Raw genomic sequence first — 25,296 nt, forward strand, 5'->3', positions numbered from 1 at the left:
CGCCGCCGCGTGACGGGCATCAGACCCGCCAACCCTCCGGATCCACTCCGCCGGGCACCGGCCCCGACGGCTCGTAGGGGCCACGGGTGAAGACGAAGGTGCCGAGGTCGAGATGGCTGACCACGCCCTGCTCGTCCCGCACCGCCTTCAGCGTCTCGCCCGCGTAGTAGCCGTCCAGGCCGGTCCAGGTGCCGTCGTCCTCGGCCCGGAACCGCGAGGCTCGTCCCGACCCGGACAGCGGGGCGAGTTCCAGCTCGCGGTCGGCCCGCAACCGCAGCGCATGCGGGTTCGCGCCCCAGTACCAGGGCCCTGTCAGCGCCAGCAGCTCCGGATCCAGCGGTCCGGACAGGGGGCGCCAGGGCTCGGGGATCCGGGGCTCGTGTGTGGTCACGATTCCGGCGAGCTCGGCAGCGATGGTGGGAACCGCCGGACCGGAGGTGCAGTTCGCCAGCACGATCGCCGCCACGTCCTCCTCCGGGTCGGTCCACAGTGCCGCCAGGAACCCGGGCATCGAGCCGGTGTGGCCGGCCAGCCGGCGCCCTTCCCGGCGTACGAGCTGGATCCCCAGCCCGCACCCGGCGTCCCAGCCGTTCTCCTCCGGCGGTACCGCGGGCGTGCGCATCTCGGCCACGGTCGACGCGCTCAGCACCCGGTCGTCTCCGCGCAGCAGGAAGGCCGCCCAGCGGCACAGGTCGTCCGGTGTCGACCACAACTGCCCGGCCGGAGCCATCAGTCCGGTGTCGTGGGCAGGTTCGGGCAGCAGCGCATCCGCCCACGGATGCACCGCCCAGCCGTTCGCGTGGGGTGCCTGGGGGCTCAGCGTCGTACGGACCATGCCCAGGGGCTGGAGGACCTCGCCCCGCAGCACCTCGTACCAGGGCATGCCACCCCGAAGCCGTTCGACCACCGCGCCGAGCAGGGCGTATCCCGGGTTGGAGTAGTGGTGCCGACGTCCCGCCGCGAGTCGCTGCGGGCGGTCATCGAACAGATCGGCCGGCTCGGGGCGCAGCTCGCCCGCGGTCCGCTCCCACCACGGGCCACGCGGCTCCGCCGTCAACCCTGAGGAATGGGAAAGGAGTTGGGCGATCGTCGCCTCAGGCACGGGGGTGCCCTTGAGGTGCTTGCTCACGGGGTCATTCAGACAGAGCAGCCCTTCGTCACGCAGCCTCATCACGAGGACGGCGACCAGCGTTTTGGTGAGCGAGCCGATCCGGTACTGCACGTCGCCGTGCGGCGCCTCCCCCTCGACGGAGCCCCGACTCCCCCTCCAGACCGCTCGTCCCCCGCGCACCACCGCACCCACCATCGAAGGCGCCCGCCCCTCGGCCTGCCCAACGGCCAGTCGGCGCAGCAGCGCCCGCCGCGTCTGCGGCAACAGCTCCGTGAACGCTTCATAGGTCTCGTCCCCCACCGGCCTTCTGCCCACCGGCCGGGGGCCGTCCGCTACGGGCTCATGCGACTCCGCGGACTGGGTGATGGTCATGGCGCGCTCCTCAACGACAGGTCCGACTCGGCCGGCCCCCATCCTCACCGTTTCACGTGAAACGTCGAGCAATCCGTCGCATGTTTCACGTGAAACGGCCCGCTGTCTCCCCTCGGCCTCTGCCTGGCCGCCGCCCTCACGCTCGCCCCTGGAAGAGACCGACAACGACACCAGCCCCCGACCGCCCCGCCACGGCGTCCCGCAGCGCCACCCCGCTCCCGTCAGCGCTTCTGGGCCCGCCTCATGCCGGCAAGGCGGCGGTTGCCAGCCTGGCCAGGGCAACCGCCTCACCGCTGCCCTCCTCGGCGCTGAAGACATGCACCACCAGGCCCGTCTCACCTGGTGCGGCCGGCACATGGAGCGTCTCGTAGTCCAGGGTGAGCAGGCCGGCCACCGGGTGCCGCAGTCGCTTGCGTCCGGCACCGCACATCACGACCTCGCCGCTGTCCCAGATCTGCCGGAACTCCGCACTGTGCGTGGACAGTTCGGTGATGAGCGCGACCAGTTCCGTGTCCTCGGGATAACGGCCTGCGGCGACCCGCAACTGGCCCACGGCCTCCGCTGCCCTGTCCTGCCACTCGGGATAAAGGTCCTGGGAGGCGGGGTCGCGGAAGAGGTAACGGGCGTTGTTCCGGTCGCGGCGTGCCGGGTCGGCCAGGCCACCGATCAGCTCGGCACCCAGGTCGTTCCACGCCACCACGTCGAGACGATGGTTCGTCACGAAGGCCGGGAGGCCGCCCATGGCGTCCAGCATCCGCTGCAGCCCGGGGCTGACCCGGACCGCGGGCGCGGGGCCCCGCCGGGCATCGGCCAGCGTGGCGAGGTGCCTGCGCTCCGCGGCGTCGAGGCCGAGCGCTTCGGCGAGGGCGTCGAGTACCTCGGGCGACGGCTGGGTGTTGCGGCCCTGTTCGAGGCGCACGTAATAGTCCACGCTGATCCCGGCGAGCTGGGCCAACTCCTCACGGCGCAGCCCCCGCACCCGGCGTCGCCGTCCGCCGGCGAGCCCGACGTCCTCCGGCGCCACCCGTCCCCGACGGGCCCGCAGAAAGCTGCCGAGCGCCCGCCGGGAGTCGCCGACCCCGTTCATCGCCCCGGTCTCGGTTCGGTTGCCGGTCCCGTGGCCCCTGCCACCCGTCTGCTCGTTGTGGTCCGCACCGTCCATGCGGTCAAGTATGGGTGGCCCTCGGATTACCAGGATCGCCGTTCCGGCGGTTGAAGCGGGTTCTGGTTACCCGGTCGCGTACGGGAGAACGTGGCCGCATGACCGAAGCCACGCCGCAGCAGCCGAAGAACATCCTCGTCGTCAGCGCCCATCCGGAACCCCGCTCGCTCAACGCCGTTCTGACCGCCTTCGCGGTCGAGCACCTGCGTGCGGCCGGGCACGAGGTGCGGGTGTCCGACCTCTACGCCATGAAGTGGAAGGCGACGGTGGACGCCGATGACTTCCCCGACCACAGCGCGGACCGGCGGCTGCAGGTGATGGCCGCCTCCGAGCGGGCCACGCTGACGGGGCGGCTGGCGCCCGACATCGCGGCGGAGCAGGAGAAGGTGCGCTGGGCGGACGCGGTGATCCTGCAGTTCCCGCTGTGGTGGTTCTCGGTGCCCGCGATCCTCAAGGGCTGGATAGACCGGGTGTTCACCAGCGGATTCGGGTACGGCCCGGCAGTTCCGCCGCCCTACAGCGAGGGTGCCCTGGCGGGGCGCCGGGCTCTTGTGTCGGTGACGGTCGGCGCCCGGGAGTCCGCGTTCTCCGACCGGGGCATCCACGGGCGGCTGACGGACGTCCTCCACCCGGTCCAGCACGGTCTGTTCTGGTTCACCGGCATGACGCCGCTCGAACCGTTCGCGAGGTACGGCGCGAACGACCTGCCGGAGGGCCAACTCACCGAGGCAAAGCGGGAGTTCGGCCGACGTCTCGACGGGCTCTTCACCGACGAACCGGTCCCCTTCCGGTCGCTCGACGGCGGGGACTACGGGCGGGACATGCGACTGTTGCCGGGCGTGGAGGCACCGGGAACGGGCGGACTCGACCTCCACCTCCGCGCAGCCGCGGAGATCCGCCCGGGCACCGGCATCCGACCGGACGTCCCCACCCGCCCTCGGGACTGACTCGGGCGCCGATCGCCAGGCCGGGGTGCGTCGTCAGGTCTGCGCCATGTCCACGAAGCGCGAGTAGTGGCCCTGGAAGGCCACCGTGATCGTGGCCGTCGGGCCGTTACGGTGCTTGGCCACGATCAGGTCGGCCTCGCCCGCGCGCGGGGACTCCTTTTCGTAGGCGTCCTCGCGGTGCAGCAGGATGACCATGTCGGCGTCCTGCTCGATCGAGCCGGATTCGCGGAGGTCCGAGACCATCGGCTTCTTGTCCGTGCGCTGCTCGGGGCCACGGTTCAGCTGGGAGAGCGCGATCACCGGGAGCTCCAGCTCCTTGGCCAGCAGCTTGAGGTTACGGGACATGTCCGAAACCTCCTGCTGGCGGCTCTCGGCGCGCTTGGAACCGCCGGACTGCATCAGCTGGAGGTAGTCGATGACCACGAGCTTGAGATCGTTGCGCTGCTTGAGCCGGCGGCATTTGGCACGGATCTCCATCATCGACAGGTTGGGCGAGTCGTCGATGTAGAGCGGCGCCGCGGAGACGTCCGGCATCCGGCGGGCCAGCCGCGTCCAGTCGTCGTCCGTCATGCTGCCGGAGCGCATGTGGTGCAGTGCCACCCGGGCCTCGGCGGACAGCAGGCGCATCGCGATCTCGTTGCGCCCCATTTCCAGCGAGAAGATCACGCTGGGGAGATTGCTCTTGATGGAGGCGGCGCGGGCGAAGTCCAGCGCGAGGGTGGACTTACCCATGGCGGGACGCGCGGCGATCACGATCATCTGGCCCGGGTGCAGGCCGTTCGTGAGGGAATCGAGGTCGGTGAAGCCGGTCGGCACGCCGGTCATCTGGCCCTGGCGGGAGCCGATCGCCTCGATCTCGTCGAGGGCGCCTTCCATGATGTCGCCGAGCGGGAGGTAGTCCTCGCTGGTGCGCTGCTCGGTGACGGCGTAGATCTCCGCCTGGGCGCTGTTGACGATCTCGTCGACGTCGCCGTCGGCGGCGTATCCCATCTGGGTGATGCGGGTGCCGGCCTCGACCAGGCGGCGCAGCACGGCGCGCTCGTGGACGATCTCGGCGTAGTACTCGGCGTTGGCGGCCGTCGGGACGGACTGGACGAGGGTGTGCAGGTAGGAGGCACCGCCGACCCGGCCGATCTCACCGCGCTTGGTGAGCTCGGCGGCGATGGTGATGGGGTCGGCTGGCTCGCCCTTGGCGTAGAGGTCGAGGATCGCCTGGAAGACCAGCTCATGGGCGGGGCGGTAGAAATCCTCGCCCTTGAGGACCTCGACGACGTCCGCGATGGCGTCCTTGGACAGCAGCATGCCGCCGAGCACGGACTGCTCGGCGTCGAGGTCCTGCGGGGGGACCCGTTCGAAGCCGCCGGGCCAGGAACCGCCGTCGTCCTCGCGGTCCGGCCGGTCACCGCGGCCGCGGCCCTTGCCGTCGGGCCGCCGGGACCGGGCGGCCGGCAGCAGGTCGCTGGGGCCGGAGCCCGCCCAGGGGTCCTCCATGGGCTCGGGAATGCTCACCCCGGCACCTCCTCCCGTCCGCGGCGCGGACCTTGCTGTGCGCTTCCTTCTTACGGCACAGCTCTGACAATCGAGACGCCCGACTCCGGTTACGGCGCGTCGAGTTCGGACGTGGTCTCAGGCCGGAACGGGCGGCGGGCGCCGGACCACGGTAGGCCCGTGGGCACCGTCCGCCAATCTGGTTATCCACAGGCCGTGTGGATGACTGGCTCCCAGCTGTGGAGAACCCCCCGGATCCTGTGCACGGGGCGGGGGAAACTTCTGTGGACAAGCACACAATCACCCCGTCCACACCGCTCTGACCTGCGGTTTCCTCATCCATAGGCTGTGGGGGAGAAAAACTTCACCCACCTGTTCAAGATCGCGGCAAACGGCACGGAGCAGACGACGCCGAACCACACAAAGTAAGGACCGCAAAGGGTTTGCATCTCTTACCTGTGGAAGATTAGATTGAGTGCATGACACAGGCTCCCGCGACCCCGCGGCGCATCGCCCGCCGCCACGACCGCGAGATCATCGCCCTCGCCGTGCCCGCCTTCGGCTCCCTGGTCGCGGAACCCCTCTTCGTCATGGTCGACAGCGCCGTCATCGGCCACCTCGGCACCCCCCAGCTGGCCGGCCTCGGCATCGCCGCCGGGCTGCTCACCACCGCCGTCTCCGTCTTCGTCTTCCTCGCCTACGCCACCACCGCCGCGGTCGCCCGCCGGGTCGGCGCCGGCGACCTGCCCGCCGCCATCCGCCAGGGCATGGACGGCATCTGGCTCGCCCTGCTGCTCGGCGCCGCGGTGATCGCTGCCGTGCTGCCCACCGCCCCCTGGCTGGTGGAGGCCTTCGGCGCCTCCGGCACCGCCGCGCCGTACGCCACGACCTACCTGCGCATCAGCGCACTCGGCATCCCCGCGATGCTCATGGTGCTGGCCGCCACCGGCCTGCTCCGCGGCCTCCAGGACACCCGGACCCCGCTCTACGTCGCCATCGGCGGCTTCTCCGCCAACGCGGCCCTCAACGTCGGACTGGTCTACGGCGCCGGCCTCGGCATCGCCGGCTCTGCCTGGGGCACCGTCATCGCCCAGTGCGGGATGGCCGCCGTCTACCTCACCGTCGTCGTCCGCGGCGCGCGCCGGCACGGCGCCTCGCTGCGCCCCGACGCGGCGGGCATTCGCGCCTCCGCCCAGGCCGGCGTGCCGCTGCTGGTCCGTACGCTCTCGCTGCGCGCGGTGCTGATGATCGCCACCGCCATCGCCGCCCGGCTGGGCGACGCCGAGGTCGCCGCCCATCAGATCGTGATCACGCTGTGGAACCTGCTGGCCTTCGCGTTGGACGCGATAGCCATCGCCGGGCAGGCCATCATAGGCCGCCACCTCGGCGCCGGGGACCGGACCGGCGCCCGGGCCGCCTGCCGCCGCATGGTGCAGTGGGGCATCGCCTCCGGCCTGGTCCTCGGGCTCCTGGTCGTGCTCTGCCGACCACTTTTCATCCCGCTGTTCACCTCCGACCCCGCCGTACGGGACCCGCTGCTGGCCACGCTGCTCGTGGTGGCCGTGACCCAGCCGGTCTCCGGTGTGGTGTTCATCCTCGACGGCGTCCTGATGGGCGCGGGGGACGGTCCGTATCTGGCCTGGGCGATGGTCCTGACGCTGGCCCTGTTCGCTCCGGCCGCGCTCGCCGTGCCCGCCTTCGGCGGCGGCCTGGTCACCTTGTGGTGGACCATGGCCCTGATGATGACCGTCCGCATGCTCACGCTCTTGCTGCGTACCCGGTCCGGCCGGTGGATTGTGACCGGAGCCTCCCGCTGAAGCATCTCCCGTAACACTCCGCGCCTGTCGATAATGACGGGGTGCGCTCGCTTGCCAGGAAGTCCTTGCTGTCCATGACGTTCGTCATCGTCATGGCCGCTGCCGTGGCGGGATCCGTCTCGGACGAGTCGGACACCAGCATCAGAGCCAGCGGGCGGAGCAGCTTCGGCAAGTCCGGCGAGTCCGGCCAGGACCCGCAGGACCAGGACCCCGCCGCGACCGCACCGGCCGATGACGGCAATGCGTACACCCCCCGCCGGACCGAGCAGAACGCCCGGGTCGGTGTGGTCTTCGAGAAGAACGACTCCGGCGATCACTTCTGCACCGCGAGCGTGGTGCAGAGCCCGGGCCGGAACATGCTGATCACGGCCGCGCACTGCGCCTTCGACGCCGAGGCCGGAAGCACGGTCGACGACCTCGTCTTCGCCCCCGATTACCGGGACGGCGACGAGCCCACCGGCCTGTGGAAGGTCAAGAAAGTGATCCTCGACGACCGCTGGGCCAAGTCACAGGACGAGGACCTCGACGTCGCCTTCCTCATCCTGGACAAGAAGGACGGCAAGAACATCCAGGACGTCCTGGGCGGCAATACCCTCGGCATCGACCGCGGCTTCGACAACGAAGTCAAGATCACCGGCTATCCCACCAGCCGCGACACCCCGATCTCCTGCCAGAACCGCACCACGAAGTACAGCGACACCCAGATGCGCATCCAGTGCACCGACTTCGAGGGCGGTACGAGCGGCAGCCCCTGGCTGGCCGACTACGACCCCAAGAGCCACACCGGCACGGTCATCGGTGTCCTCGGCGGCCACGAAGGCGGCGGCGACCAGGACGATGTCTCGTACGCGGCGTACTTCGACGACGACATCGCCGCGCTCTACCGGCGGGCCCAGGACGACGACTGAGCCCGCCGTCGCCGGCCACGCGACCGCGGACGGCACGGCGAAGGGCCGCACCCCAGGACGGGGTGCGGCCCTTCGGCTCGGTGCTGCGATTACGCGGCGACGACCTCGACGCCCAGCTTCGCGACGACCTCGGCGTGCAGACGCACGGAGACCTGGTGCGCGCCCAGGGTCTTGATCGGCGAGCCCAGCTCGACGCGACGCTTGTCGACGTCCGGACCACCGGCAGCCTTGATCGCCGCAGCGACGTCGGCCGGGGTGACGGAACCGAACAGGCGGCCCGCGTCGCCGGCACGCACGGCCAGCTTCACGTTGACGCCCTCGAGCTGGCCCTTGACCTCGTTGGCCTGCTCGATCGTGGCGATCTCGCGGATCTTGCGACCGCGGCGGATCTGCGCAACGTCCTTCTCGCCACCCTTGGTCCAGCGGATCGCGAAACCACGCGGAACCAGGTAGTTACGGGCGTACCCGTCCTTGACGTCAACGACGTCACCGGCGGTGCCGAGGCCGGAGACCTCGTGGGTGAGGATGATCTTCATTTGTCGGTCACCCTTCCCTTATCGCGCGGTGGACGTGTAGGGCAGCAGCGCCATCTCACGGCTGTTCTTCACGGCCGTGGCGACGTCACGCTGGTGCTGCGTGCAGTTGCCGGTCACTCGACGGGCACGGATCTTGCCGCGGTCGGAGATGAACTTCCGCAGCAGGTTCGTGTCCTTGTAGTCGACGTAGGAGATCTTCTCCTTGCAGAACACGCAAACCTTCTTCTTAGGCTTGCGAGCAGGCGGCTTCGCCATTGTCTCTCTCCAGTGAGTTCAAGAAGTTTGTGCTGACGCCCTCAAGGCCGCCGCCCGTTTCACGGCGCTGTTTCACGTGAAACAACGCAGTGCCGAGCCGATACGGACTTAGAAGGGCGGCTCGTCCGAGTAGCCACCGCCGGAGCCGCCGCCCCAGCCACCGCCGCCACCCTGCTGGCCACCGCCAGAAGGTCCGCCGGTCGCCCACGGGTCGTCGGCGGGAGCACCGCCGCCCTGCTGGCCGCCGCCGGAGCCACCGCCCCAGCCGCCGCCACCCTGGCCACCGCCCTGACCGCCACCGAAGCCGCCGCCCTGGCCACCGCGACCGCTGGTCTTGGTGATCTTGGCCGTGGCGTTCTTGAGGCTCGCGCCCACTTCCTCGACGTCGAGCTCATAGACCGTGCGCTTCACGCCCTCGCGGTCCTCGTACGACCGCTGCTTCAGGCGGCCCTGGACGACCACGCGGGTACCCCGCGTAAGGGACTCGGCGACGTTCTCGGCCGCCTGGCGCCACACCGAGCAGGTCAGGAACAGGCTCTCGCCGTCCTTCCACTCATTGGTCTGACGGTCGAAGGTGCGGGGAGTGGACGCGACGCGGAACTTCGCGACCGCCGCACCGGACGGGGTGAAGCGCAGCTCGGGGTCGTCGACAAGATTGCCGACAACCGTGATGACGGTCTCGCCTGCCATTAGGGGAACCTCTCGGCGGGTGTGCTGCTGGCTGCTGGTGTTGCTGCTACTCGGACCCGGTTACCGCTGGACGCTGACGCGTTCAGTGGGTCTCGGGACGGAGAACCTTGGTCCGGAGGACCGACTCGTTCAGGTTCATCTGACGGTCGAGCTCCTTGACGACCGCAGGCTCGGCCTGCAGGTCGATGACCGAGTAGATGCCCTCGGGCTTCTTCTTGATCTCGTACGAGAGACGACGACGGCCCCAGGTGTCGACCTTCTCGACCTTTCCGTTGCCCTCACGGACGACGGAGAGGAAGTTCTCGATCAGCGGGGAGACAGCGCGCTCCTCGAGATCGGGGTCGAGGATGACCATCACCTCGTAGTGACGCATGGTGAACCCACCTCCTTTGGACTCAGCGGCCACGGTCGTTCCGTGGCAGGAGGGTCATATGCGTTCCGCGCCGAGCCGGACCGGTCACCGGACAGACATGGGCGCAGACGGTACACAGTACCTGCCTGAAGTCTTCCGGTTGAAATCCGCCCGGTACACCCCCCAATCTGGAACGCAACGGGTGTGAGCGGCGTTACAGTGCGCCGCCCCTGTCATCGGAGGTGCTGCATGGCACAGGCAGCCAGGATCCAGCGCAGTCTGCTCTCGCTTCTCAACAGCGACGGCAAGGACCATCCCGTAGAGAACACCTTCGCCCTTGTCACCGTGGTGCTCGGCGCGATCGCCGCCTTCACCACTCTCTCTCCCAGTCTGCATCTGGTCAGTTCCTGGGTCGGCCTGGTCGGAATCGGCAGCGGCCTGTGGGGTCAGTTCATCTCGTCGACGACGGGTGAGCGCTTCTTGTTGATCATCGGTCTCGGAGCCTCAGGCTTCGGCTTCTTCCTCGGCATGGCGCACGGCGGCCTCTTCGGCGGCGTCATCGGATAGCCGCCCGGCCCCGTGCCACTGCGGCATACGGGGCCCCGGCGCGTACGGCCCAGACGGGGCGCTCCCCGGCCACAGTAGGCTTCGGCGCGAGAGCCGGAGCCCCGAACAAGGGGACACACCTGCCGAGGAGCGCCCCGCATGAGCCTGACCCTGAGGACCATCAGTCGAGAGCAGCATCTGGCATACATCCAGAGCCTGCCCGCGGCGAGCCACATGCAGGTTCCGGCCTGGGCGGATGTGAAGGCCGAATGGCGTTCGGAGAGCCTGGGCTGGTTCGACGCGAGCGGTGAGCTGGTCGGCGCCGGCCTGGTGCTCTACCGCCAGCTGCCCAAGATCAAGCGCTACCTCGCGTACCTGCCCGAGGGGCCGGTCATCAACTGGTACGCGCCGAATCTGGAGGACTGGCTGCAGCCCATGCTCAGCCACCTCAAGCAGCAGGGCGCCTTCTCCGTGAAGATGGGCCCGCCGGTGATCATCCGCCGCTGGGACTCCGCCGCGATCAAGTCCGGCATCCAGAACCCGGACGTCAAGCGGCTCCGCGACGTCGAGGCGACGCACATCGAGCCGCGCGCCTTCGAGGTGGCCGACCGGCTGCGGCGCATGGGCTGGCAGCAGGGCGAGGACGGCGGTGCCGGCTTCGGTGACGTCCAGCCCCGCTACGTCTTCCAGGTGCCGCTGGCCGACCGCTCGCTGGAGGAGGTCCACAAGGGCTTCAACCAGCTGTGGCGCCGCAATATCAAGAAGGCCGAGAAGGCCGGTGTCGAGGTCGTCCAGGGCGGCTACGACGACCTGGCCGAATGGCAGCGGCTCTACGAGATCACCGCGGAGCGCGACCGCTTCCGCCCGCGGCCGCTCGGCTACTTCCAGCGCATGTGGACGGCCCTCAACTCCGAGGACCCCAACCGCATGAAGCTGTACTTCGCCCGCCACAACGGCGTGAACCTCTCCGCGGCGACCATGCTCGTCGTCGGCGGGCACGTCTGGTACTCCTACGGCGCCTCGGACAACATCGGCCGCGAGGTCCGGCCCTCCAACGCCATGCAGTGGAAGATGCTGCAGGACTCCTACGCGCTCGGCGCCACGGTCTACGACCTGCGCGGCATCAGCGACTCGCTGGACGAGAACGACCACCTCTTCGGCCTGATCCAGTTCAAGGTCGGCACGGGCGGGCAGGCAGCTGAGTACCTCGGTGAGTGGGACTTCCCGCTCAACAAGCTGCTGCACAAGGCGCTCGACATCTACATGTCGCGCCGCTGACCGCTCCACCGCACCGTCCGTACTCCTGACACACCCCAGCCACGAGAAAGGTTCCGGGCCCGGCCATGGCGCTCACCCTCTACGTCGACACCGCGCGCTGGCGGGCGCATCAGCAGAGCGTTCTCCAGCAGTTCCCCGGGCTGGTCCCGGTCTGCAAAGGCAACGGTTACGGCTTCGGCCATGAGCGGCTCGCCGAGGAGGCCACCCGCCTGGGTGCCGACATTCTCGCGGTCGGGACGACCTACGAAGCGGCTCACATCAAGGACTACTTCAGTGGTGACCTGCTCGTCCTGACGCCGTTCCGGCACGGCGAGGAGCCGGTGCCGCTGCCCGACCGGGCGATCCGCTCGGTCTCCTCGGTCGAGGGCGTGGGCGGTCTGGTCGGCGCCCGGGTCGTGATCGAGGTCATGAGCAGCATGAAGCGGCACGGCGTCAGGCCGGAGGACCTGCCGAAGCTGGCCACGGCCATCGAGGACGTCCGGCTCGAAGGCTTCGCGATCCACCTGCCGCTGGACCGAGCCGACGGGTCCGACGCCGTCGAGGAGGTCATCGGCTGGATGGACCGGCTGCGGGCCGCCCGCCTCCCGCTGCACACCATGTTCGTCAGCCACCTCAAGGCCGATGAACTCGCCCGTCTCCAGCAGCAGTTCCCGCAGACCCGGTTCCGCGCCCGGATCGGGACCCGGCTCTGGCTCGGCGACCACGACGCCACCGAGTACCGCGGCGCGGTGCTGGACGTCACCCGGGTCGCCAAGGGCGAGCGCTTCGGCTACCGCCAGCAGAAGGCGGCCTCCGACGGCTACCTGGTCGTGGTGGCCGGCGGCACCTCGCACGGCGTCGGACTGGAGGCGCCCAAGGCGCTGCACGGTGTGATGCCGCGTGCCAAGGGAGTCGCCCGGGCCGGCCTGGCGACCGTCAACCGCAACCTCGCGCCGTATCTCTGGGCCGGCAAGCAGCGGTGGTTCGCCGAGCCGCCGCACATGCAGGTCTCGATCCTGTTCGTGCCGGCCGACGCGCCGCAGCCGCAGGTCGGCGAGGAGCTGGTGGCCCATCTGCGGCACACCACCACGCAGTACGACCGCCTCGTGGACCGCTGAGCCGGACCGCAGCCCACCGGACGGACGACGGGCCCGGTGCCGCAGATCCCCTCTGCGGCACCGGGCCCGTCGCATGGGACCGGCCGGCTCAGTCGCGGGCCACACCCCAGCGCACCGGTGGCACCTTCTCGAAGTGCACCGCAGGGCGCGGCGGGTGGTACGCCCGCCCGAGCACGAACGCATCGGGGCTGCGGTCCAGGACACCGCCCGACGGGTCGTCTTCACCGTCCCTGCGGACCACATCGCGCTCCGGCATCAGGACGTCCCGGACGACCAGGGCGCACAGGTAGAAGGTGCCCAGGAGGTGCAGTGCGATGGCCAGCTGGTAGCCCTCCGGCGGCAGCCCCTGGTGCTTGTCGCCGTTGCCGGTGTACGCGAGGTACATCCAGATCCCGAGGAAGTACATGACCTCGCAGGCCTGCCAGACCAGGAAGTCCCGCCAGCGCGGCCGGGCCAGGACGGCCAGCGGGGTCAGCCAGAGGACGTACTGCGGGGAGTAGACCTTGTTGGTGAGGATGAACAGCGCCACGACGAGGAAGGCGAGCTGGGCGAAGCGCGGCCGGCGCGGCGCGTAGAGCGTCAGCAGGCCGATGGCGCCGCAGCCCAGGATCATCAGCAGCGTGGCATAGGTGTTGGCGTTCTCCAGCGGGGACCCGGTGCGCTGGGAGATCAGCAGCCAGACGGAACCGAAGTCGATGGGCCGCTCCTGGCTGAAGACGTAGAACTTGGCCCAGCCCTCGCGGATGTGGAATCCCGTCGCATCGTGCGTGATCATCACCGGCAGGTTCACCACCAGCCATGACGCCACCGCGCCCGCCACCGCCTTGCCGTACGCGCGCCAGGCCCCCGCCCGCCAGCACAGCACCAGCAGCGGCCCCAGCAGGAGCACGGGATACAGCTTCGCCGCGGTCGCCAGACCGATCAGGACACCGGCGGCCAGCGGGCGGCTGCGGGACCACATCAGCATCCCCGCGGCCGTCAGGGCGATCGCCAGCAGGTCCCAGTTGATGGTGGCGGTGAGCGCGAAGGCGGGCGCCAGCGCCACCAGCAGTCCGTCCCAGGGACGCCGCCGGTGGGTACGGGTCACGCACACCGCGATGACGGCGGCGCAGATCATCAGCATCCCGGCGTTGACCAGCCAGTAGATCTGCTCCCGGAACTGAAGGTCCCCGCCGTGCGGCGTCATCCAGGAGGCGACCTCCATGAAGACACCGGTCAGGACCGGGTATTCCAGATACTCCATGTCGCCGGGCAGCCGGTCGAAGTACGGGATCAGCCCGTCGGCGAAGCCACGGCCGGCATAGAGATGGGGGATGTCGGAGTAGCAGGCATGGGTGTACTGGCTTGTGGCGCCGAAGAACCAGCCGCCGTTGTAACAGGGCAGCTTCTGCACCATGCCGAGCGCGAACATCCCGATCGCGACCAGCGCGATGACGCGTACCGGCGTCAGCCAGTTCGTGCCGAGCAGTGCGTGCCGGCCGATCGGCCCTCCGATCAGCTCGCTGCCGGCCGCCGCCACCTCGTCCCGCTTCGTCGGCCGCACCGGCTCGTCCTGTCGCACGCTCGTCATGGGCCCATCCTGCCGTACGAGCAGGGGCAGAACATGGCGAAGCCCCCACCCGGTCGAGCTGGGCAGGGGCTTCGTCAGTTCCTCCGTTTCACGTGAAACATCGCGCTGTTTCACGTGAAACGGTCGCGGCGTCAGCCTTGGGGGCCGCCGAAGATGCCGCCGCCTCCGTTGGCATCCGTGGGATCCGGTGTCGGAGTCGTGCCTCCGGTACCGCCGCCCGGTCCGCCGGTGCCGCCGCCCTTTCCGCCACCGTTGCCGTTACCGCCGGTGTTCCTGCAGGTGGGGTCGAACGGCGAGCAGGTGTCGGTCGGCGACGGGCTCGGGCTGTCGCTCGGGGGAGCGGACTCGGTGGGCTTGTCCGACGGGGTCGCCGACGGGGTGTCGGACGGCGTGGGCGTCGGCGTCGGGGCCGGCATCCCCGCCTCGTCCGCCTTCTGCCCGATGGGCGTCGCCGGGGGGAAGTCCACCGGGGTGACACCGTTCATCGCCTGCAGCATGTACTCGGTCCACACCTCGGTGGGCAGCGCACCACCGTGGATCGAGTCGAAGCCACCGACACCGTTCATGGACAGCTGACGCGGGTTCTGGGCGTCCTCACGGAACATCGTGATGGCCGTCGAGAGCTGCTTGGTGTAGCCGACGAACCAGGCCGACTTGTTCTCGTCGGTGGTACCGGTCTTGCCCGCGGCCGGCATGTTCAGTCGGCGGGCTGCCTTACCCGTGCCGTTCTGGATGACGTTCTTCAGGACCTTGGTGACGTTGTTGGCGATGTTGGAGTCCATCGCCGTCTCCTGCTTGGGCTTCTCGAAGTTCGGCAGGTCACGACCCTGTGACGTCACCTTGGTCACCGAGTACGGCTCCACCTTGGTGCCCGACTCGGCGAACGTCGCATAGGCATCGGCCATGCGGATCGCACTCGGCGTGGAGGTGCCCAGCGCGAACGACGGGTTGAGGTGCTTGTCGAAGCTGGCGTCCGAGATGCCGCAGGCCCGCGCCATGTCCCGGACCTTGTCCATGCCGACGTCCATGCCCAGTTGGACGAAGGGCGTGTTGACGGACTGCTCCATGGCCTTGACCAGCGAGATGTAGCCCCAGGGGTGGTTGCTCTCGTTCTCCTGGTAGAAGGGCGAGTTGTCCCGCTTCAGGACAAAGTTGCCTTGTGCGTCCTTCACCTTGAGGTGATCGTTGCCGTTGTAGAGGCTGTCCGGCGAGAGCCCTTCGGGCCGGGTCTTGGGGACGCCGTACTTCATCGACGCCGCGAGCACGAACGGCTTCCAGGTCGAGCCGACCGGCACACCGAAGGTGTCGGCGTTGTTGCTGAAGTGACCCTTGTCGTAGCCCTCACCGCCGTACAGGGCGACGATCTTGCCGTCTCCCGGCACCACGGACGCGCCACCGAACTGGACGAACTTGTCCTTCGCCCGCGTCTTCGGGTCGATGTAGCGCTTGTCGACCTTCTTGACCGCGGCCTCCAGCTCCCGGGTCTTCTTCTCGTCGAAGGTCGTCCGGATCGTGTAGCCGCCCTTGTCGAACCGTGCCTCGGGGATGCCGGCGTGCTTCAGGACGTACTTCTTGGCGACGTCCATCAGATAGCCGATCTGACCGCTCTTGCCGGCCACGGGCTTCGGCCGGATGGGCTTCGGGAACCGGTCCATCGTGTACTTGGCCCGGTCTGCCTTCTTCATGAGGCCGTTGGCCACCTCACGGTCCAGGATCCACGACCAGCGGGCCTTGACGCGCTTGGTGTTCTCCGCCGCCGTGGCCCCCGGCCCGGTACCGCCCGCGGGGTCGTAGAGATTGGCACCCTTGAGGACGGCCGCGAGGAACGCCCCCTCGTCCGGCGACAGCTTCCTCGCGTCCTTGCCGTAGTACGCCTGCGCCGCCGCCTGGACGCCGTACGCGCCGCGACCGTAGTAGCTGGTGTTGAGGTAGCCCTGCAGGATCTTGGGCTTGGTCATCTTCCAGCCGACCTTGATCGCGATGAACAGCTCCTTGAACTTGCGGTCAAGGGTCTGCTCCTGGCTCAGCATCGCGTTCTTCACGTACTGCTGCGTAATGGTCGAGCCACCCTGGGTCTCACCGCCCCTGGCCATGTTCACCAGGGCGCGGGCGATACCCATCGGGTCGACACCGGAGTCCGTCCGGAAGGACGCGTTCTCCGCCGAGATCGCGGCATCCTGCATCGATTTCGGAATCTCATCTATCGTCACGTTCTGACGGTTCGTCTCACCGTCGCGGGCCATGACCTTGCCATTGGCCCAGAGATAGACGTTGTTCTGCGACTTGGCGGCGTCGCTCTCACTCGGCACCTGGACCATCGCCAGCGCCACACCGGCCGCGCCGACGATCAGGCCCAGGAAGCCCACACACAGACTGGCGACCTGTTTCCAGGACGGGACGAACCGCCGCCAGCCGATCTTGTTGGCACGCGGATAGTCGATGAACCGCTTCTTGGCAGGTGGGCCGCCGCCCTCCCGACCGCGGCCGCGACCGCCCTCGGGGCCACCACCGCCACCGCCACGACGGCCTCCGCGGCCGCCGCCGCCGGAACCCATCGCGGCGGTGTCGGGCGCCCGGCGGCGGCTGCCGCGCTGGGCGGCCCTGCGGGCTTCGGCCCGCCCGCCCGGCCTCGGGTCCTGCCCGGGCGGGCCGGAAGGGGGCGTGGGGCCGGCAGCGGAGCCATGCGGAGGCGCGGCACGACGCCCTGGCCCTGACTGCTGTGCGGCGCGTCGGGCCGCGGCACGTCCGCCACTCTGCGGCTGTGGCGGTTTGCGACGGTGCTCGCTCATGGAACGGATACTCCTCGGGCAGGCGCGCTATCTCGTCGCCTGAAGGCGGCAGTTGTCTTCAGGTCCCCCCGATGCGCGGCCCGCCCCTGAGGCGCGAGCCGCACTACACCGAGGACGGGGACGTCTGATATCGGCCCGCGGTTCCCGGCAGTCTGCATGCCGCACAGACTACGCACGGCCAAAACCTGCCCAGTGTTGAAATTCACTCCAAATCAGTCAGGTTGGATGGCACGAATCAGTGATGTGACGCCGTTCACCGTCCCCCCTCTTGTTCCACCCCAGGGCCCGTTCTATCGTCTGGATGTATCGAGTCGATACATCAGGACGGCATAAAGAACGCACCGGGCCGAGGAGGCGGAGGATGAGCAGACGTTCCGGCATCCTTGAGTTCGCCGTCCTCGGCCTGCTCCGTGAATCCCCGATGCACGGCTATGAGCTGCGCAAACGGCTCAATACGTCGCTCGGGGTGTTCCGGGCGTTCAGCTATGGCACCCTCTACCCGTGCCTCAAGGCGCTGGTCGCGAACGGCTGGCTCACCGAAGAGACGGACGGTGACCCGGAGGGTGTTCCCGCCGCGGCGCTGACCGGGCGGCGGGCCAAGATCGTCTACCGATTGACCGCAGAGGGCAAAGAACACTTCGAAGAACTGCTCGCCCACTCCGGTCCGGATGCGTGGGAGGACGAGCACTTCGGCGTCCGCTTCGCATTTTTCGGCCAGACGTCGCGGGACGTACGGATGCGTGTGCTGGAAGGCCGCCGCAGCCGGCTGGAGGAGCGCCTCGAGAAGATGCGGACCTCCTTGGCCCGGTCCCACGAGCGGCTGGACGACTACACCCTCGAACTGCAACGCCACGGCATGGAGTCCGTGGAGCGTGAGGTCCGTTGGCTGAACGGACTGATCGAGAGTGAGCGTGCCGGGCGCGACCAGCGCGCACCGGACCCCGCGACGCAGAACAAGAAGAACCAGTCAGGAGATACGGGCGGCCTGCCCCGGCACCGGGGTGGATCCCGGCCGGATCCGTCCGATGACACCACCACATGAGGCGCTGCGGTGCAGTGCCTCATCGAGAACACAGGGAGCAACCGGAATGGGTTCGGTTCGCGTAGCCATCGTCGGCGTGGGCAACTGCGCCGCCTCGCTGGTACAAGGCGTCGAGTACTACAAGGACGCCGACCCGGACAGCCGCGTGCCCGGCCTCATGCACGTGCAGTTCGGCGACTACCACGTGCGTGACATCGAGTTCGTGGCTGCCTTCGACGTCGACGCCAAGAAGGTCGGCCTCGACCTCGCGGACGCCATCGGCGCGAGCGAGAACAACACCATCAAGATCTGCGACGTGCCGAACGCCGGCGTGCAGGTCCAGCGCGGCCACACCCTCGACGGCCTGGGCAAGTACTACCGCCAGACCATCGAGGAGTCCGCCGAGGCTCCGGTGGACATCGTCCAGGTCCTCAAGGACACCCAGGCGGACGTGCTGGTCTGCTACCTCCCGGTGGGCTCCGAGGACGCCGCGAAGTACTACGCCCAGTGCGCCATCGACGCCAAGGTCGCCTTCGTCAACGCCCTCCCGGTCTTCATCGCCGGCACCAAGGAGTGGGCGGACAAGTTCACCGAGGCCGGTGTCCCGATCGTCGGTGACGACATCAAGTCGCAGGTCGGCGCCACCATCACGCACCGTGTGATGGCCAAGCTCTTCGAGGACCGGGGCGTCATCCTGGACCGCACGATGCAGCTGAACGTCGGCGGCAACATGGACTTCAAGAACATGCTGGAGCGGGAGCGCCTGGAGTCCAAGAAGATCTCCAAGACCCAGGCCGTCACCTCCCAGATCCGCGACCGCGAGCTGGGCGAGGACAACGTCCACATCGGCCCCTCGGACTTCGTGGCCTGGCTGGACGACCGCAAGTGGGCCTACGTCCGCCTCGAAGGCCGCGCCTTCGGCGACGTTCCGCTCAACCTGGAGTACAAGCTCGAGGTCTGGGACTCCCCGAACTCCGCTGGCGTCATCATCGACGCGCTGCGTGCCGCGAAGATCGCCAAGGACCGCGGCATCGGCGGCCCGATCCTGTCCGCCTCCTCGTACTTCATGAAGTCCCCGCCGGTCCAGTACTTCGACGACGAGGCCCGCGAATACGTCGAGAAGTTCATCAAGGGTGAGGTCGAGCGCTGAGGCGCCGGTCGCAACCGCCGTTCGCAGGCCCCCGGGTATTCCACCCGGGGGCCTGCGGGCTGTGTGAGGCTGTGCCTCATGCATGCTGTGCGCGCCCTCCGCGTATTACTCCGGCTACGCGACTTCCGCTCGCTGCTCGCCGCACGGCTGCTCTCCCAAGCGGCCGACGGCGTGTACCAGGTCGCGCTCGCCACCTACGTCGTCTTCTCACCGGAAAAGCAGGCCTCGCCCGCGGCCATCGCCTCCGCCATGGCCATCCTGCTGCTCCCGTACTCGCTCCTCGGGCCGTTCACCGGTGTGCTGCTCGACCGCTGGCGACGCCGTCAGGTCCTGCTGTACGGGAACCTGCTGCGGACGCTGCTCGCCATGGCCACCGCGGCGCTGATCGTGTCGAAGGTCCCCGACTGGCTCTTCTACGCCTCGGCCCTGTCGGTAACGGCGGTGAACCGCTTCGTCCTGGCCGGGCTCTCGGCCGCGCTGCCCCGCGTGGTCGACGGTGAACAGCAACTGGTCATGGCCAACTCGCTCGCCCCGACGGCCGGGACGCTCGCCGCGACGGCCGGTGGCGGGCTTGCCTTCGCCGTCCGGCTGGCCGGCTCCGACGCGGATGCGTTCGTCGTGCTGCTCGCCGCGGCCTTCTACTTCCTTTCGGCGCTCACCGCCCTGCGTATGACGCCGCAGCTGCTGGGCCCCGACCCGGTGCAGCTCCAACCCGGGCTGGGCGAGGCCCTGTTGAGCACGGTGCGCGGCCTTACGGCGGGCCTGCGCCATCTCGCCCAGCGGCGGGTGCCGGCCCGGGCCCTGGCCGCGATGACCCTGGTGCGCTTCTGCTACGGGGCGCTGACGGTCATGGTGCTGATGCTGTGCCGGTATTCCTGGTCGGACACCGAGTCCGAGGGACTGGCGCTGCTCGGTATCGCCGTTGTGGTGTCGGGAGCGGGATTCTTCACCGCTGCCCTCGTCACTCCCTGGGCGGTGGGGCGGCTCACCGCGTTCGGCTGGATCGCCTGCTGTGCCCTCGGGGGTGCGGTGCTGGTGCCGGCGCTGGGCCTCTTCTTCACCCCGGGGCCGATGCTGGCTGCCGCGTTCGTGCTGGGTCTCGGCACACAGGGCACCAAGATTTCCACCGACACGGTCGTCCAGTCCTCGGTCGACGACGCCTTCCGCGGGCGCATCTTCGCCCTGTACGACGTGCTCTTCAACGTCGCCTTCGTCGGTGCCGCCGCGGTCGCGGCCCTCATGCTGCCGCCGGACGGCCGATCGGCCGCACTCATTGGGATGGTGACGGTCCTCTACGCGCTGGTCGCCGCGGCGATGGCCCGCTTCCGGCGCAGTTAGGCACCGCCCTCCCCGGCCCGCAGGGGACCGTGCCTGCAGTGGTGCGCCGAGACCCGGTACCTTACGGGCGTCCCACACAAGCCTGTACACAACAAAATCGGGGGAGTTCCATGACCATGCCGCCGCCGGGCCCCAATCCATACGGCCAGGCGCCGTACGGGCAGCAGCCTTACGGCCAGAACCCGTATCCGCAGGCGCCACCGGCTCCCCAAGCACCGTACGGCCAGCCCCAGGGCGGGTACGCCTACCCCCAGCAGCCGCAGGCGCCCTACGGACAACCCCAGCCCGGGTACCCGGCACAGCCGCAGCAGCCTTATGTCCAGCCCGGCGCTCCCATACCGCCGCCCCGCCCCGCCAAGACCCGTTCCGCCAAGTCGATTCTGCGGGGCATCGGGATCGTCTTCGTTCTGGTCGCCTTCGCGTTCTTCTGGTTCACCAGCCGGGACGACGCCAGCAACGCCGAGGCCGGCGACTGCGTGAAGAAGTCCAGCAGTGCACTCGACGACGGGCTCGCCGTGGTCGACTGCAGCAGCGGGGAGGCCCAGTACAAGGTGGCCAAGGTGCACGACGGCACCTCGGACCCGACCGTGTGCTCCGCCGGTGAGGACGCCTACGTCAAGACGGTGCACCGCCGTCGGCGGGCCGACACGGCCATGGTGCTCTGCCTGACCCCCACGAAGTAGCGCACTCCGTCTCCTGAAGACGATTCCGGGGCGGTGTTTCACGTGAAACACCGCCCCAGTCGTCTGCGCCACGTTTCACGTGAAACATGGCAGCGGTCCACCAACCGCTCGTTTCACGTGAAACATCGCATCGGTCGGCCGCCGGGCCGTTTCACGTGAAACATCAGCCCTGCTGCGTAGCCCACCAGTCCTTCAGCGCGGCGATCGCCGCATCACGCTCCATGGGCCCGTGCTCCAGCCGGAACTCCAGCATCTGCTTGTACGCCCTGCCGACCTCGGGCCCTGGCTGCAGACCCAGAATCTCCATGATGTCGTTGCCGTCCAGGTCCGGACGGATCGCATCGAGCTCTTCCTGTTCCTGCAGCCGTGCGATGCGCTCCTCCAGCCCGTCGTAGGCGCGGGACAGCGCACCGGCCTTGCGCTTGTTACGGGTCGTGCAGTCCGAACGCGTCAGCTTGTGCAGCCGCTCCAGCTGCGGCCCGGCGTCACGGACATAGCGACGGACCGCCGAGTCGGTCCATTCGCCCGTCCCGTAGCCGTGGAAGCGCAGGTGCAGCTCCACCAGCCGCGAGACGTCCTTGATCATGTCGTTGGAGTACTTCAGCGCGGCCATCCGCTTCTTGGTCATCTTCGCGCCGACCACCTCGTGGTGGTGGAAGGAGACCCGGCCGTCCTTCTCGAAGCGGCGCGTCCGCGGCTTGCCGATGTCGTGCAGCAGGGCCGACAGCCGCAGCACCAGATCGGGACCGTCCTCTTCGAGATCGATCGCCTGCTCCAGCACCGTGAGCGAGTGCTCGTAGACGTCCTTGTGACGGTGATGCTCGTCACTTTCCAGGCGCAGCGCGGGGAGCTCGGGCAGGACCCGGTCCGCCAGGCCGGAGTCGACGAACAGCCGCAGTCCCTTGCGCGGGTGCGGCGCAAGGATCAGCTTGTTCAGTTCGTCGCGGACCCGCTCCGCGGAGACGATGTCGATGCGGTCGGCCATCGCCTTCATCGCGGCGACGACCTCGGGCGCGACCTCGAAGTCCAGCTGGGCGGCGAACCGGGCCGCCCGCATCATCCGCAGCGGATCGTCCGAGAACGAGTCCTCCGGCGCGCCCGGGGTCCGCAGCACACGGGCGGCCAGGTCTTCCAGGCCGTTGTGCGGGTCGACGAACTCCTTCTGCGGCAGGAAGACCGCCATCGCGTTCACCGTGAAGTCCCGGCGCACCAGGTCGTCCTCGATGGAGTCGCCGTAGGACACCTCGGGCTTGCGGGAGGTGCGGTCGTAGGCCTCGGAACGGTAGGTCGTGATCTCGATGTCGAACGAGTCCTTCTTGCAGCCGACCGTGCCGAAGGCGATCCCGACCTCCCAGAGTGCGTCCGCCCACGGCCGGACGATCTTCAGGACGTCCTCGGGGCGTGCGTCGGTGGTGAAGTCCAGGTCGTTGCCGAGCCGGCCGAGCAGCGCATCCCGGACCGAGCCACCGACCAGGGCAAGTGTGAACCCGGCCTCCTGGAATCGGCGGGCCAGGTCGTCCGCGACGGGGGACACCCGCAGCAGCTCGCTCACGGCGCGGCGCTGCACGTGGTTCAACGCATTCGTCGACTGCGGGGTCCGCTCGGCGTGCGGGGCAGGGAGGTCATTGTTGGCGTTCGGCACAACAGAACAGGGTACGTGGCCGGGCCGCACGAAGCGCCACGTAATAAAGGCGCAGGTAATAAAGGGGACAGGCCGGTCGGGCGGCCGTCCGCTCCGCGATCATGTGGAGCAGTCCGCGGCACTGCCGCGCTGCGGGTCTCGTTACCATTCGTGGACGCACATTCCGACGACCACTGACGACGACGAGGGACGGGCGAGCGCGTGGCCGAGGCGGCAGGGTTCCAGGGGACTGAACGGCCGCGTGGTCGATGGCTACGCAGGACCGTGACACTCGTCACTGGAGTGCCCCTGCTCGTGGGCCTGCTCCAGACCCCGCACGCCCCCTCCGCCCAGGCCGCCCCGGCCGGGTCGCGCACGGTCGACGTGTCCATCGACGCCATGACGCCGTCGGCCCCCGGCAAGGGCGACACCGTCACCGTCTCCGGGACCCTGACCAACGACAGCAGCAGCACGATCACCGACGCGCACGTCGGCATGCACCGCGGCGATGCGCTGGGAAACCGCAGTTCGATCGAGGCGGCCTCCCGTCGCACCGGCTATCTGCCCAGCGTGGACGGCGAGGAGATCAAGGGCCACACGGAGAAGATCGCCAAGCTGGAGGCCGGTGCCAGCCGCCCCTTCAGCCTCAGCGTCCCGGTCAAGGACCTCGATCTCAACGATGACGGCGTGTACCAGATCGGTGTCTCTCTGTCGGGGCACTCCCAGGCCTCGCCGTACGACCAGCTCCTGGGCATCGACCGGACCTTCCTGCCCTGGCAGTCCGCGGATGCCGACAAGAAGACGCAGCTCACCTACATGTGGCCGCTGATCTCGTCCACGCACCTCACCGCGGAGACCGACGCCGACACCCAGCAGACCCCGGTCTTCCGCAATGACGATCTCGCCGCCGAGCTCGCCCCCGGCGGCCGGCTGCAGCAGATGGTCGCCCTTGGCAAGAACCTCCCGGTGACCTTCGTCATCGACCCCGACCTGCTCGCGACCGTCGACGCGATGACCAAGTCGTACCGCGTGAACGGCCCCGACGGCCCCATGGGGAAGAACCAGGCGGTCGCCAAGCAGTGGCTGCACCAGCTCGAAGAGGCGGTCAAGTCGCACCAGGTGGTCGCGCTGCCCTTCGCCGACCCCGACCTGGCCTCGCTGGCCCACCACGGCAAGGGCGTGCCGAGTGCGCTCAGCCACCTCGGCCCGGCCACCGACCTCGCCGACAAGACCGTGGACACGATCCTCGGGGTCAAGCCGCGCACGGACTTCGCCTGGCCCGTCGACGGCGCCCTCGACCGCTCGATCGTCGACGTCGCGACCTCGGCCGGCGCGCACAACGTGATCACCCGCAGCGACAGTCTCCGGGACGCCGGCCGGCTGTCCTACACCCCGACGGCGGCCCGCCCCATCGGCGGCGGCAACACGGCCATCGTGTCGGACGCACTGCTCTCCCGGGCCTTCGAGGGCGACATGTCGAAGGCGGCGAACGCGACGCACGCGGTCCAGGAATTCCTGGCCCAGACCCAGATGATCGGCCTCCAGGACCCGGAGCGGCAGCGCAGTATCGTCGTCGCGCCGCAGCGGATGCCGTCGGCCGGCCAGGCGCACGCCATGGCCACCGCCCTGCGCGAGCTGGACGAGTCCGGCCGCTGGACCCAGGCGCAGAACCTCGGCGCCGCGGCCAAGGCCAAGCCCGACCCCGCAGCCACCCGCCAGGTGCCGAGCGGCGCCTCCTACCCGTCCTCGCTGCGCCGGCAGGAGCTCCCCACCAAGGCGTTCCGGCAGATCCAGGACACGCAGTCGGCGCTGGAGGACTTCCAGCCGATCCTGGCCCAGCCTGAGCGGGTGGTGACCCCGTTCGGCAACGCGATAATGCGGGAGATGTCGACGCAGTGGCGCGGCGACCGCTCCGGTGCCGCCGGCTTCCGTCACTCCGTGCGCAACTACCTCAACGGCCTGACCACGAAGGTGCACCTGATCCAGAAGTCGGGTGCCACGCTTTCCGGACGCAGCGCCACGATTCCGGTGACGGTCCAGAACAACCTCTTCCAGGGCGTCAAGGACATGACGCTGCGGCTCACGTCCTCCCAGCCCAACCGGCTCGACGTGGGCAAATCGCAGCAGATCTCGGTGGACGGCGGGCACAGCCAGTCGTTCAAGTTCGACACCACCGCCAACGCCAACGGCCGGGCCTGGGTGACCGCCCAGCTCTACACCTCGGACGGCAAGCCCTACGGTGAGCCCATGACGTTCCAGGTGAACGTCACGGAGATCACCGCCACGGTGATGCTCGTCATCGCGGGCGGCGTGCTGCTGCTCGTGCTCGCGGGCGTACGGATCTACCTCCAGCGCAAGCGGGCGGGCAGCCGGCCCGAGGAGGACGGCCCCGATGACGGCTCCGAAGGCACGGCGGGCACGGGCGGCAACGACGGCGGCACGGACGGGGACGAGCCCGAGCAGCCGAGTGACCCCGCGCCGGACACCGGTTCGGAAAAGTCCGAGCCATCCGGCTCAGGTGAGAAAGTGGACCGTTGATAGATGGCGGGGCCGGATGGCCGGCGA

21 protein-coding genes are annotated in these 25,296 nt (G+C 69.1%); 11 read left to right on the top strand and 10 right to left on the bottom strand.

What is annotated here, in order from left to right; translation table 11 throughout:
* Positions 1-19: 19 nt before the first annotated feature.
* Both ACZ7MX_RS12485 and ACZ7MX_RS12490 read right to left on the bottom strand, forming a co-directional pair.
* Positions 20-1,483 carry a serine hydrolase domain-containing protein gene (locus tag ACZ7MX_RS12485; RefSeq protein ID WP_472131527.1) on the bottom strand — a complete coding sequence of 488 codons (1,464 nt, stop codon included), beginning with the start codon at positions 1,481-1,483 and terminating at the stop codon, positions 20-22.
* A gap of 241 nt (positions 1,484-1,724) precedes the next feature.
* Positions 1,725-2,645 (bottom strand): helix-turn-helix domain-containing protein, encoded by a 921-nt coding sequence (locus ACZ7MX_RS12490; protein WP_472131528.1) that lies wholly within the window; start codon positions 2,643-2,645, stop codon positions 1,725-1,727.
* Positions 2,646-2,743: 98 nt separating this feature from the next.
* Here ACZ7MX_RS12490 and ACZ7MX_RS12495 point away from each other — a divergent pair, with 98 nt between their 5' ends.
* The gene (locus ACZ7MX_RS12495) at positions 2,744-3,592 is read left to right on the top strand and encodes an NAD(P)H-dependent oxidoreductase (RefSeq protein ID WP_472131529.1); all 849 of its coding nucleotides are present in this window, start codon (positions 2,744-2,746) and stop codon (positions 3,590-3,592) included.
* 33 nt (positions 3,593-3,625) lie between these two features.
* On the opposite strand, the gene dnaB is transcribed toward ACZ7MX_RS12495, so the two are convergent.
* Positions 3,626-5,083 carry a replicative DNA helicase gene (gene dnaB, locus ACZ7MX_RS12500; RefSeq protein WP_362137834.1) on the bottom strand — a complete coding sequence of 486 codons (1,458 nt, stop codon included), beginning with the start codon at positions 5,081-5,083 and terminating at the stop codon, positions 3,626-3,628.
* A gap of 476 nt (positions 5,084-5,559) precedes the next feature.
* Here dnaB and ACZ7MX_RS12505 point away from each other — a divergent pair, with 476 nt between their 5' ends.
* Together ACZ7MX_RS12505 and ACZ7MX_RS12510 are read left to right on the top strand one after the other, a co-directional pair.
* Positions 5,560-6,897: an MATE family efflux transporter gene (locus ACZ7MX_RS12505; protein ID WP_472131530.1), complete on the top strand. Its 1,338-nt coding sequence runs from the start codon at positions 5,560-5,562 to the stop codon at positions 6,895-6,897.
* Positions 6,898-6,938: 41 nt separating this feature from the next.
* Entirely contained in the window at positions 6,939-7,805 is an 867-nt protein-coding gene (locus ACZ7MX_RS12510) for a trypsin-like serine peptidase (protein WP_472131531.1), read from the top strand.
* Between the two features lie 89 nt (positions 7,806-7,894).
* Here the strand turns inward: ACZ7MX_RS12510 and rplI are convergent, their stop codons facing one another.
* The 4 genes from rplI to rpsF all read right to left on the bottom strand — a co-directional run bounded on the left by rplI (position 7,895) and on the right by rpsF (position 9,659).
* A complete protein-coding gene (gene rplI, locus ACZ7MX_RS12515) occupies positions 7,895-8,341 on the bottom strand; it encodes a 50S ribosomal protein L9 (RefSeq protein ID WP_030412253.1) in 447 nt (148 codons plus the stop codon).
* An 18-nt stretch (positions 8,342-8,359) separates the two neighbouring features.
* Entirely contained in the window at positions 8,360-8,596 is a 237-nt protein-coding gene (gene rpsR, locus ACZ7MX_RS12520; RefSeq protein WP_003978893.1) for a 30S ribosomal protein S18, read from the bottom strand.
* 108 nt (positions 8,597-8,704) lie between these two features.
* The gene (locus ACZ7MX_RS12525; RefSeq protein ID WP_472131532.1) at positions 8,705-9,286 is read right to left on the bottom strand and encodes a single-stranded DNA-binding protein; all 582 of its coding nucleotides are present in this window, start codon (positions 9,284-9,286) and stop codon (positions 8,705-8,707) included.
* 82 nt (positions 9,287-9,368) lie between these two features.
* On the bottom strand, positions 9,369-9,659 hold the full coding sequence (gene rpsF / locus ACZ7MX_RS12530) for a 30S ribosomal protein S6 (RefSeq protein ID WP_006604399.1): 291 nt from the start codon (positions 9,657-9,659) through the stop codon (positions 9,369-9,371).
* Positions 9,660-9,887: 228 nt separating this feature from the next.
* Between rpsF and ACZ7MX_RS12535 the strand changes: the two genes are divergently transcribed.
* The 3 genes from ACZ7MX_RS12535 to ACZ7MX_RS12545 all read left to right on the top strand — a co-directional run bounded on the left by ACZ7MX_RS12535 (position 9,888) and on the right by ACZ7MX_RS12545 (position 12,559).
* Positions 9,888-10,205, top strand: a complete 318-nt coding sequence (locus ACZ7MX_RS12535; RefSeq protein ID WP_265361889.1) for a hypothetical protein — start codon at positions 9,888-9,890, stop codon at positions 10,203-10,205.
* 138 nt (positions 10,206-10,343) lie between these two features.
* A complete protein-coding gene (locus ACZ7MX_RS12540) occupies positions 10,344-11,462 on the top strand; it encodes a lipid II:glycine glycyltransferase FemX (RefSeq protein ID WP_362137720.1) in 1,119 nt (372 codons plus the stop codon).
* A gap of 65 nt (positions 11,463-11,527) precedes the next feature.
* Positions 11,528-12,559, top strand: coding sequence for an alanine racemase (locus ACZ7MX_RS12545; RefSeq protein ID WP_472131533.1), 1,032 nt, complete (start codon positions 11,528-11,530; stop codon positions 12,557-12,559).
* 88 nt (positions 12,560-12,647) lie between these two features.
* On the opposite strand, the gene ACZ7MX_RS12550 is transcribed toward ACZ7MX_RS12545, so the two are convergent.
* Both ACZ7MX_RS12550 and ACZ7MX_RS12555 read right to left on the bottom strand, forming a co-directional pair.
* A complete protein-coding gene (locus ACZ7MX_RS12550; RefSeq protein WP_472131534.1) occupies positions 12,648-14,129 on the bottom strand; it encodes a glycosyltransferase family 87 protein in 1,482 nt (493 codons plus the stop codon).
* Between the two features lie 131 nt (positions 14,130-14,260).
* Positions 14,261-16,918 carry a transglycosylase domain-containing protein gene (locus ACZ7MX_RS12555; protein WP_472131535.1) on the bottom strand — a complete coding sequence of 886 codons (2,658 nt, stop codon included), beginning with the start codon at positions 16,916-16,918 and terminating at the stop codon, positions 14,261-14,263.
* A 361-nt stretch (positions 16,919-17,279) separates the two neighbouring features.
* Here ACZ7MX_RS12555 and ACZ7MX_RS12560 point away from each other — a divergent pair, with 361 nt between their 5' ends.
* From ACZ7MX_RS12560 to ACZ7MX_RS12575, 4 genes are all read left to right on the top strand, one after another.
* The gene (locus ACZ7MX_RS12560; RefSeq protein WP_472131536.1) at positions 17,280-17,960 is read left to right on the top strand and encodes a PadR family transcriptional regulator; all 681 of its coding nucleotides are present in this window, start codon (positions 17,280-17,282) and stop codon (positions 17,958-17,960) included.
* A gap of 46 nt (positions 17,961-18,006) precedes the next feature.
* On the top strand, positions 18,007-19,089 hold the full coding sequence (locus ACZ7MX_RS12565) for an inositol-3-phosphate synthase (protein ID WP_472131537.1): 1,083 nt from the start codon (positions 18,007-18,009) through the stop codon (positions 19,087-19,089).
* A gap of 78 nt (positions 19,090-19,167) precedes the next feature.
* Positions 19,168-20,427: an MFS transporter gene (locus tag ACZ7MX_RS12570; RefSeq protein ID WP_472131538.1), complete on the top strand. Its 1,260-nt coding sequence runs from the start codon at positions 19,168-19,170 to the stop codon at positions 20,425-20,427.
* Positions 20,428-20,537: 110 nt separating this feature from the next.
* Positions 20,538-21,110, top strand: a complete 573-nt coding sequence (locus ACZ7MX_RS12575; protein WP_472131539.1) for an LppU/SCO3897 family protein — start codon at positions 20,538-20,540, stop codon at positions 21,108-21,110.
* Positions 21,111-21,273: 163 nt separating this feature from the next.
* Here the strand turns inward: ACZ7MX_RS12575 and ACZ7MX_RS12580 are convergent, their stop codons facing one another.
* Positions 21,274-22,752: a CCA tRNA nucleotidyltransferase gene (locus tag ACZ7MX_RS12580; RefSeq protein WP_472131540.1), complete on the bottom strand. Its 1,479-nt coding sequence runs from the start codon at positions 22,750-22,752 to the stop codon at positions 21,274-21,276.
* 282 nt (positions 22,753-23,034) lie between these two features.
* Here ACZ7MX_RS12580 and ACZ7MX_RS12585 point away from each other — a divergent pair, with 282 nt between their 5' ends.
* Positions 23,035-25,269, top strand: coding sequence for a DUF6049 family protein (locus ACZ7MX_RS12585; protein ID WP_472131541.1), 2,235 nt, complete (start codon positions 23,035-23,037; stop codon positions 25,267-25,269).
* The last annotated feature ends 27 nt before the right edge of the window (positions 25,270-25,296 follow it).

The organism is Streptomyces sp. NPDC107765 (genome assembly GCF_055657085.1).

What these genes read in the sequence shown, in the direction of transcription:
- ACZ7MX_RS12485 (WP_472131527.1), bottom strand. Translation starts at nt 1,483, where the DNA reads ATGACCATCACCCAGTCCGCGGAGTCGCATGAGCCCGTAGCGGACGGC.
- ACZ7MX_RS12535 (WP_265361889.1), top strand. Translation starts at nt 9,888, where the DNA reads ATGGCACAGGCAGCCAGGATCCAGCGCAGTCTGCTCTCGCTTCTCAAC.
- ACZ7MX_RS12550 (WP_472131534.1), bottom strand. Translation starts at nt 14,129, where the DNA reads ATGACGAGCGTGCGACAGGACGAGCCGGTGCGGCCGACGAAGCGGGAC.
- ACZ7MX_RS12570 (WP_472131538.1), top strand. Translation starts at nt 19,168, where the DNA reads ATGCATGCTGTGCGCGCCCTCCGCGTATTACTCCGGCTACGCGACTTC.
- rplI (WP_030412253.1), bottom strand. Translation starts at nt 8,341, where the DNA reads ATGAAGATCATCCTCACCCACGAGGTCTCCGGCCTCGGCACCGCCGGT.
- ACZ7MX_RS12490 (WP_472131528.1), bottom strand. Translation starts at nt 2,645, where the DNA reads ATGGACGGTGCGGACCACAACGAGCAGACGGGTGGCAGGGGCCACGGG.
- ACZ7MX_RS12545 (WP_472131533.1), top strand. Translation starts at nt 11,528, where the DNA reads ATGGCGCTCACCCTCTACGTCGACACCGCGCGCTGGCGGGCGCATCAG.
- ACZ7MX_RS12505 (WP_472131530.1), top strand. Translation starts at nt 5,560, where the DNA reads ATGACACAGGCTCCCGCGACCCCGCGGCGCATCGCCCGCCGCCACGAC.
- ACZ7MX_RS12575 (WP_472131539.1), top strand. Translation starts at nt 20,538, where the DNA reads ATGACCATGCCGCCGCCGGGCCCCAATCCATACGGCCAGGCGCCGTAC.
- ACZ7MX_RS12540 (WP_362137720.1), top strand. Translation starts at nt 10,344, where the DNA reads ATGAGCCTGACCCTGAGGACCATCAGTCGAGAGCAGCATCTGGCATAC.
- rpsF (WP_006604399.1), bottom strand. Translation starts at nt 9,659, where the DNA reads ATGCGTCACTACGAGGTGATGGTCATCCTCGACCCCGATCTCGAGGAG.
- dnaB (WP_362137834.1), bottom strand. Translation starts at nt 5,083, where the DNA reads ATGGAGGACCCCTGGGCGGGCTCCGGCCCCAGCGACCTGCTGCCGGCC.
- ACZ7MX_RS12555 (WP_472131535.1), bottom strand. Translation starts at nt 16,918, where the DNA reads ATGAGCGAGCACCGTCGCAAACCGCCACAGCCGCAGAGTGGCGGACGT.
- ACZ7MX_RS12565 (WP_472131537.1), top strand. Translation starts at nt 18,007, where the DNA reads ATGGGTTCGGTTCGCGTAGCCATCGTCGGCGTGGGCAACTGCGCCGCC.
- rpsR (WP_003978893.1), bottom strand. Translation starts at nt 8,596, where the DNA reads ATGGCGAAGCCGCCTGCTCGCAAGCCTAAGAAGAAGGTTTGCGTGTTC.
- ACZ7MX_RS12525 (WP_472131532.1), bottom strand. Translation starts at nt 9,286, where the DNA reads ATGGCAGGCGAGACCGTCATCACGGTTGTCGGCAATCTTGTCGACGAC.
- ACZ7MX_RS12495 (WP_472131529.1), top strand. Translation starts at nt 2,744, where the DNA reads ATGACCGAAGCCACGCCGCAGCAGCCGAAGAACATCCTCGTCGTCAGC.
- ACZ7MX_RS12560 (WP_472131536.1), top strand. Translation starts at nt 17,280, where the DNA reads ATGAGCAGACGTTCCGGCATCCTTGAGTTCGCCGTCCTCGGCCTGCTC.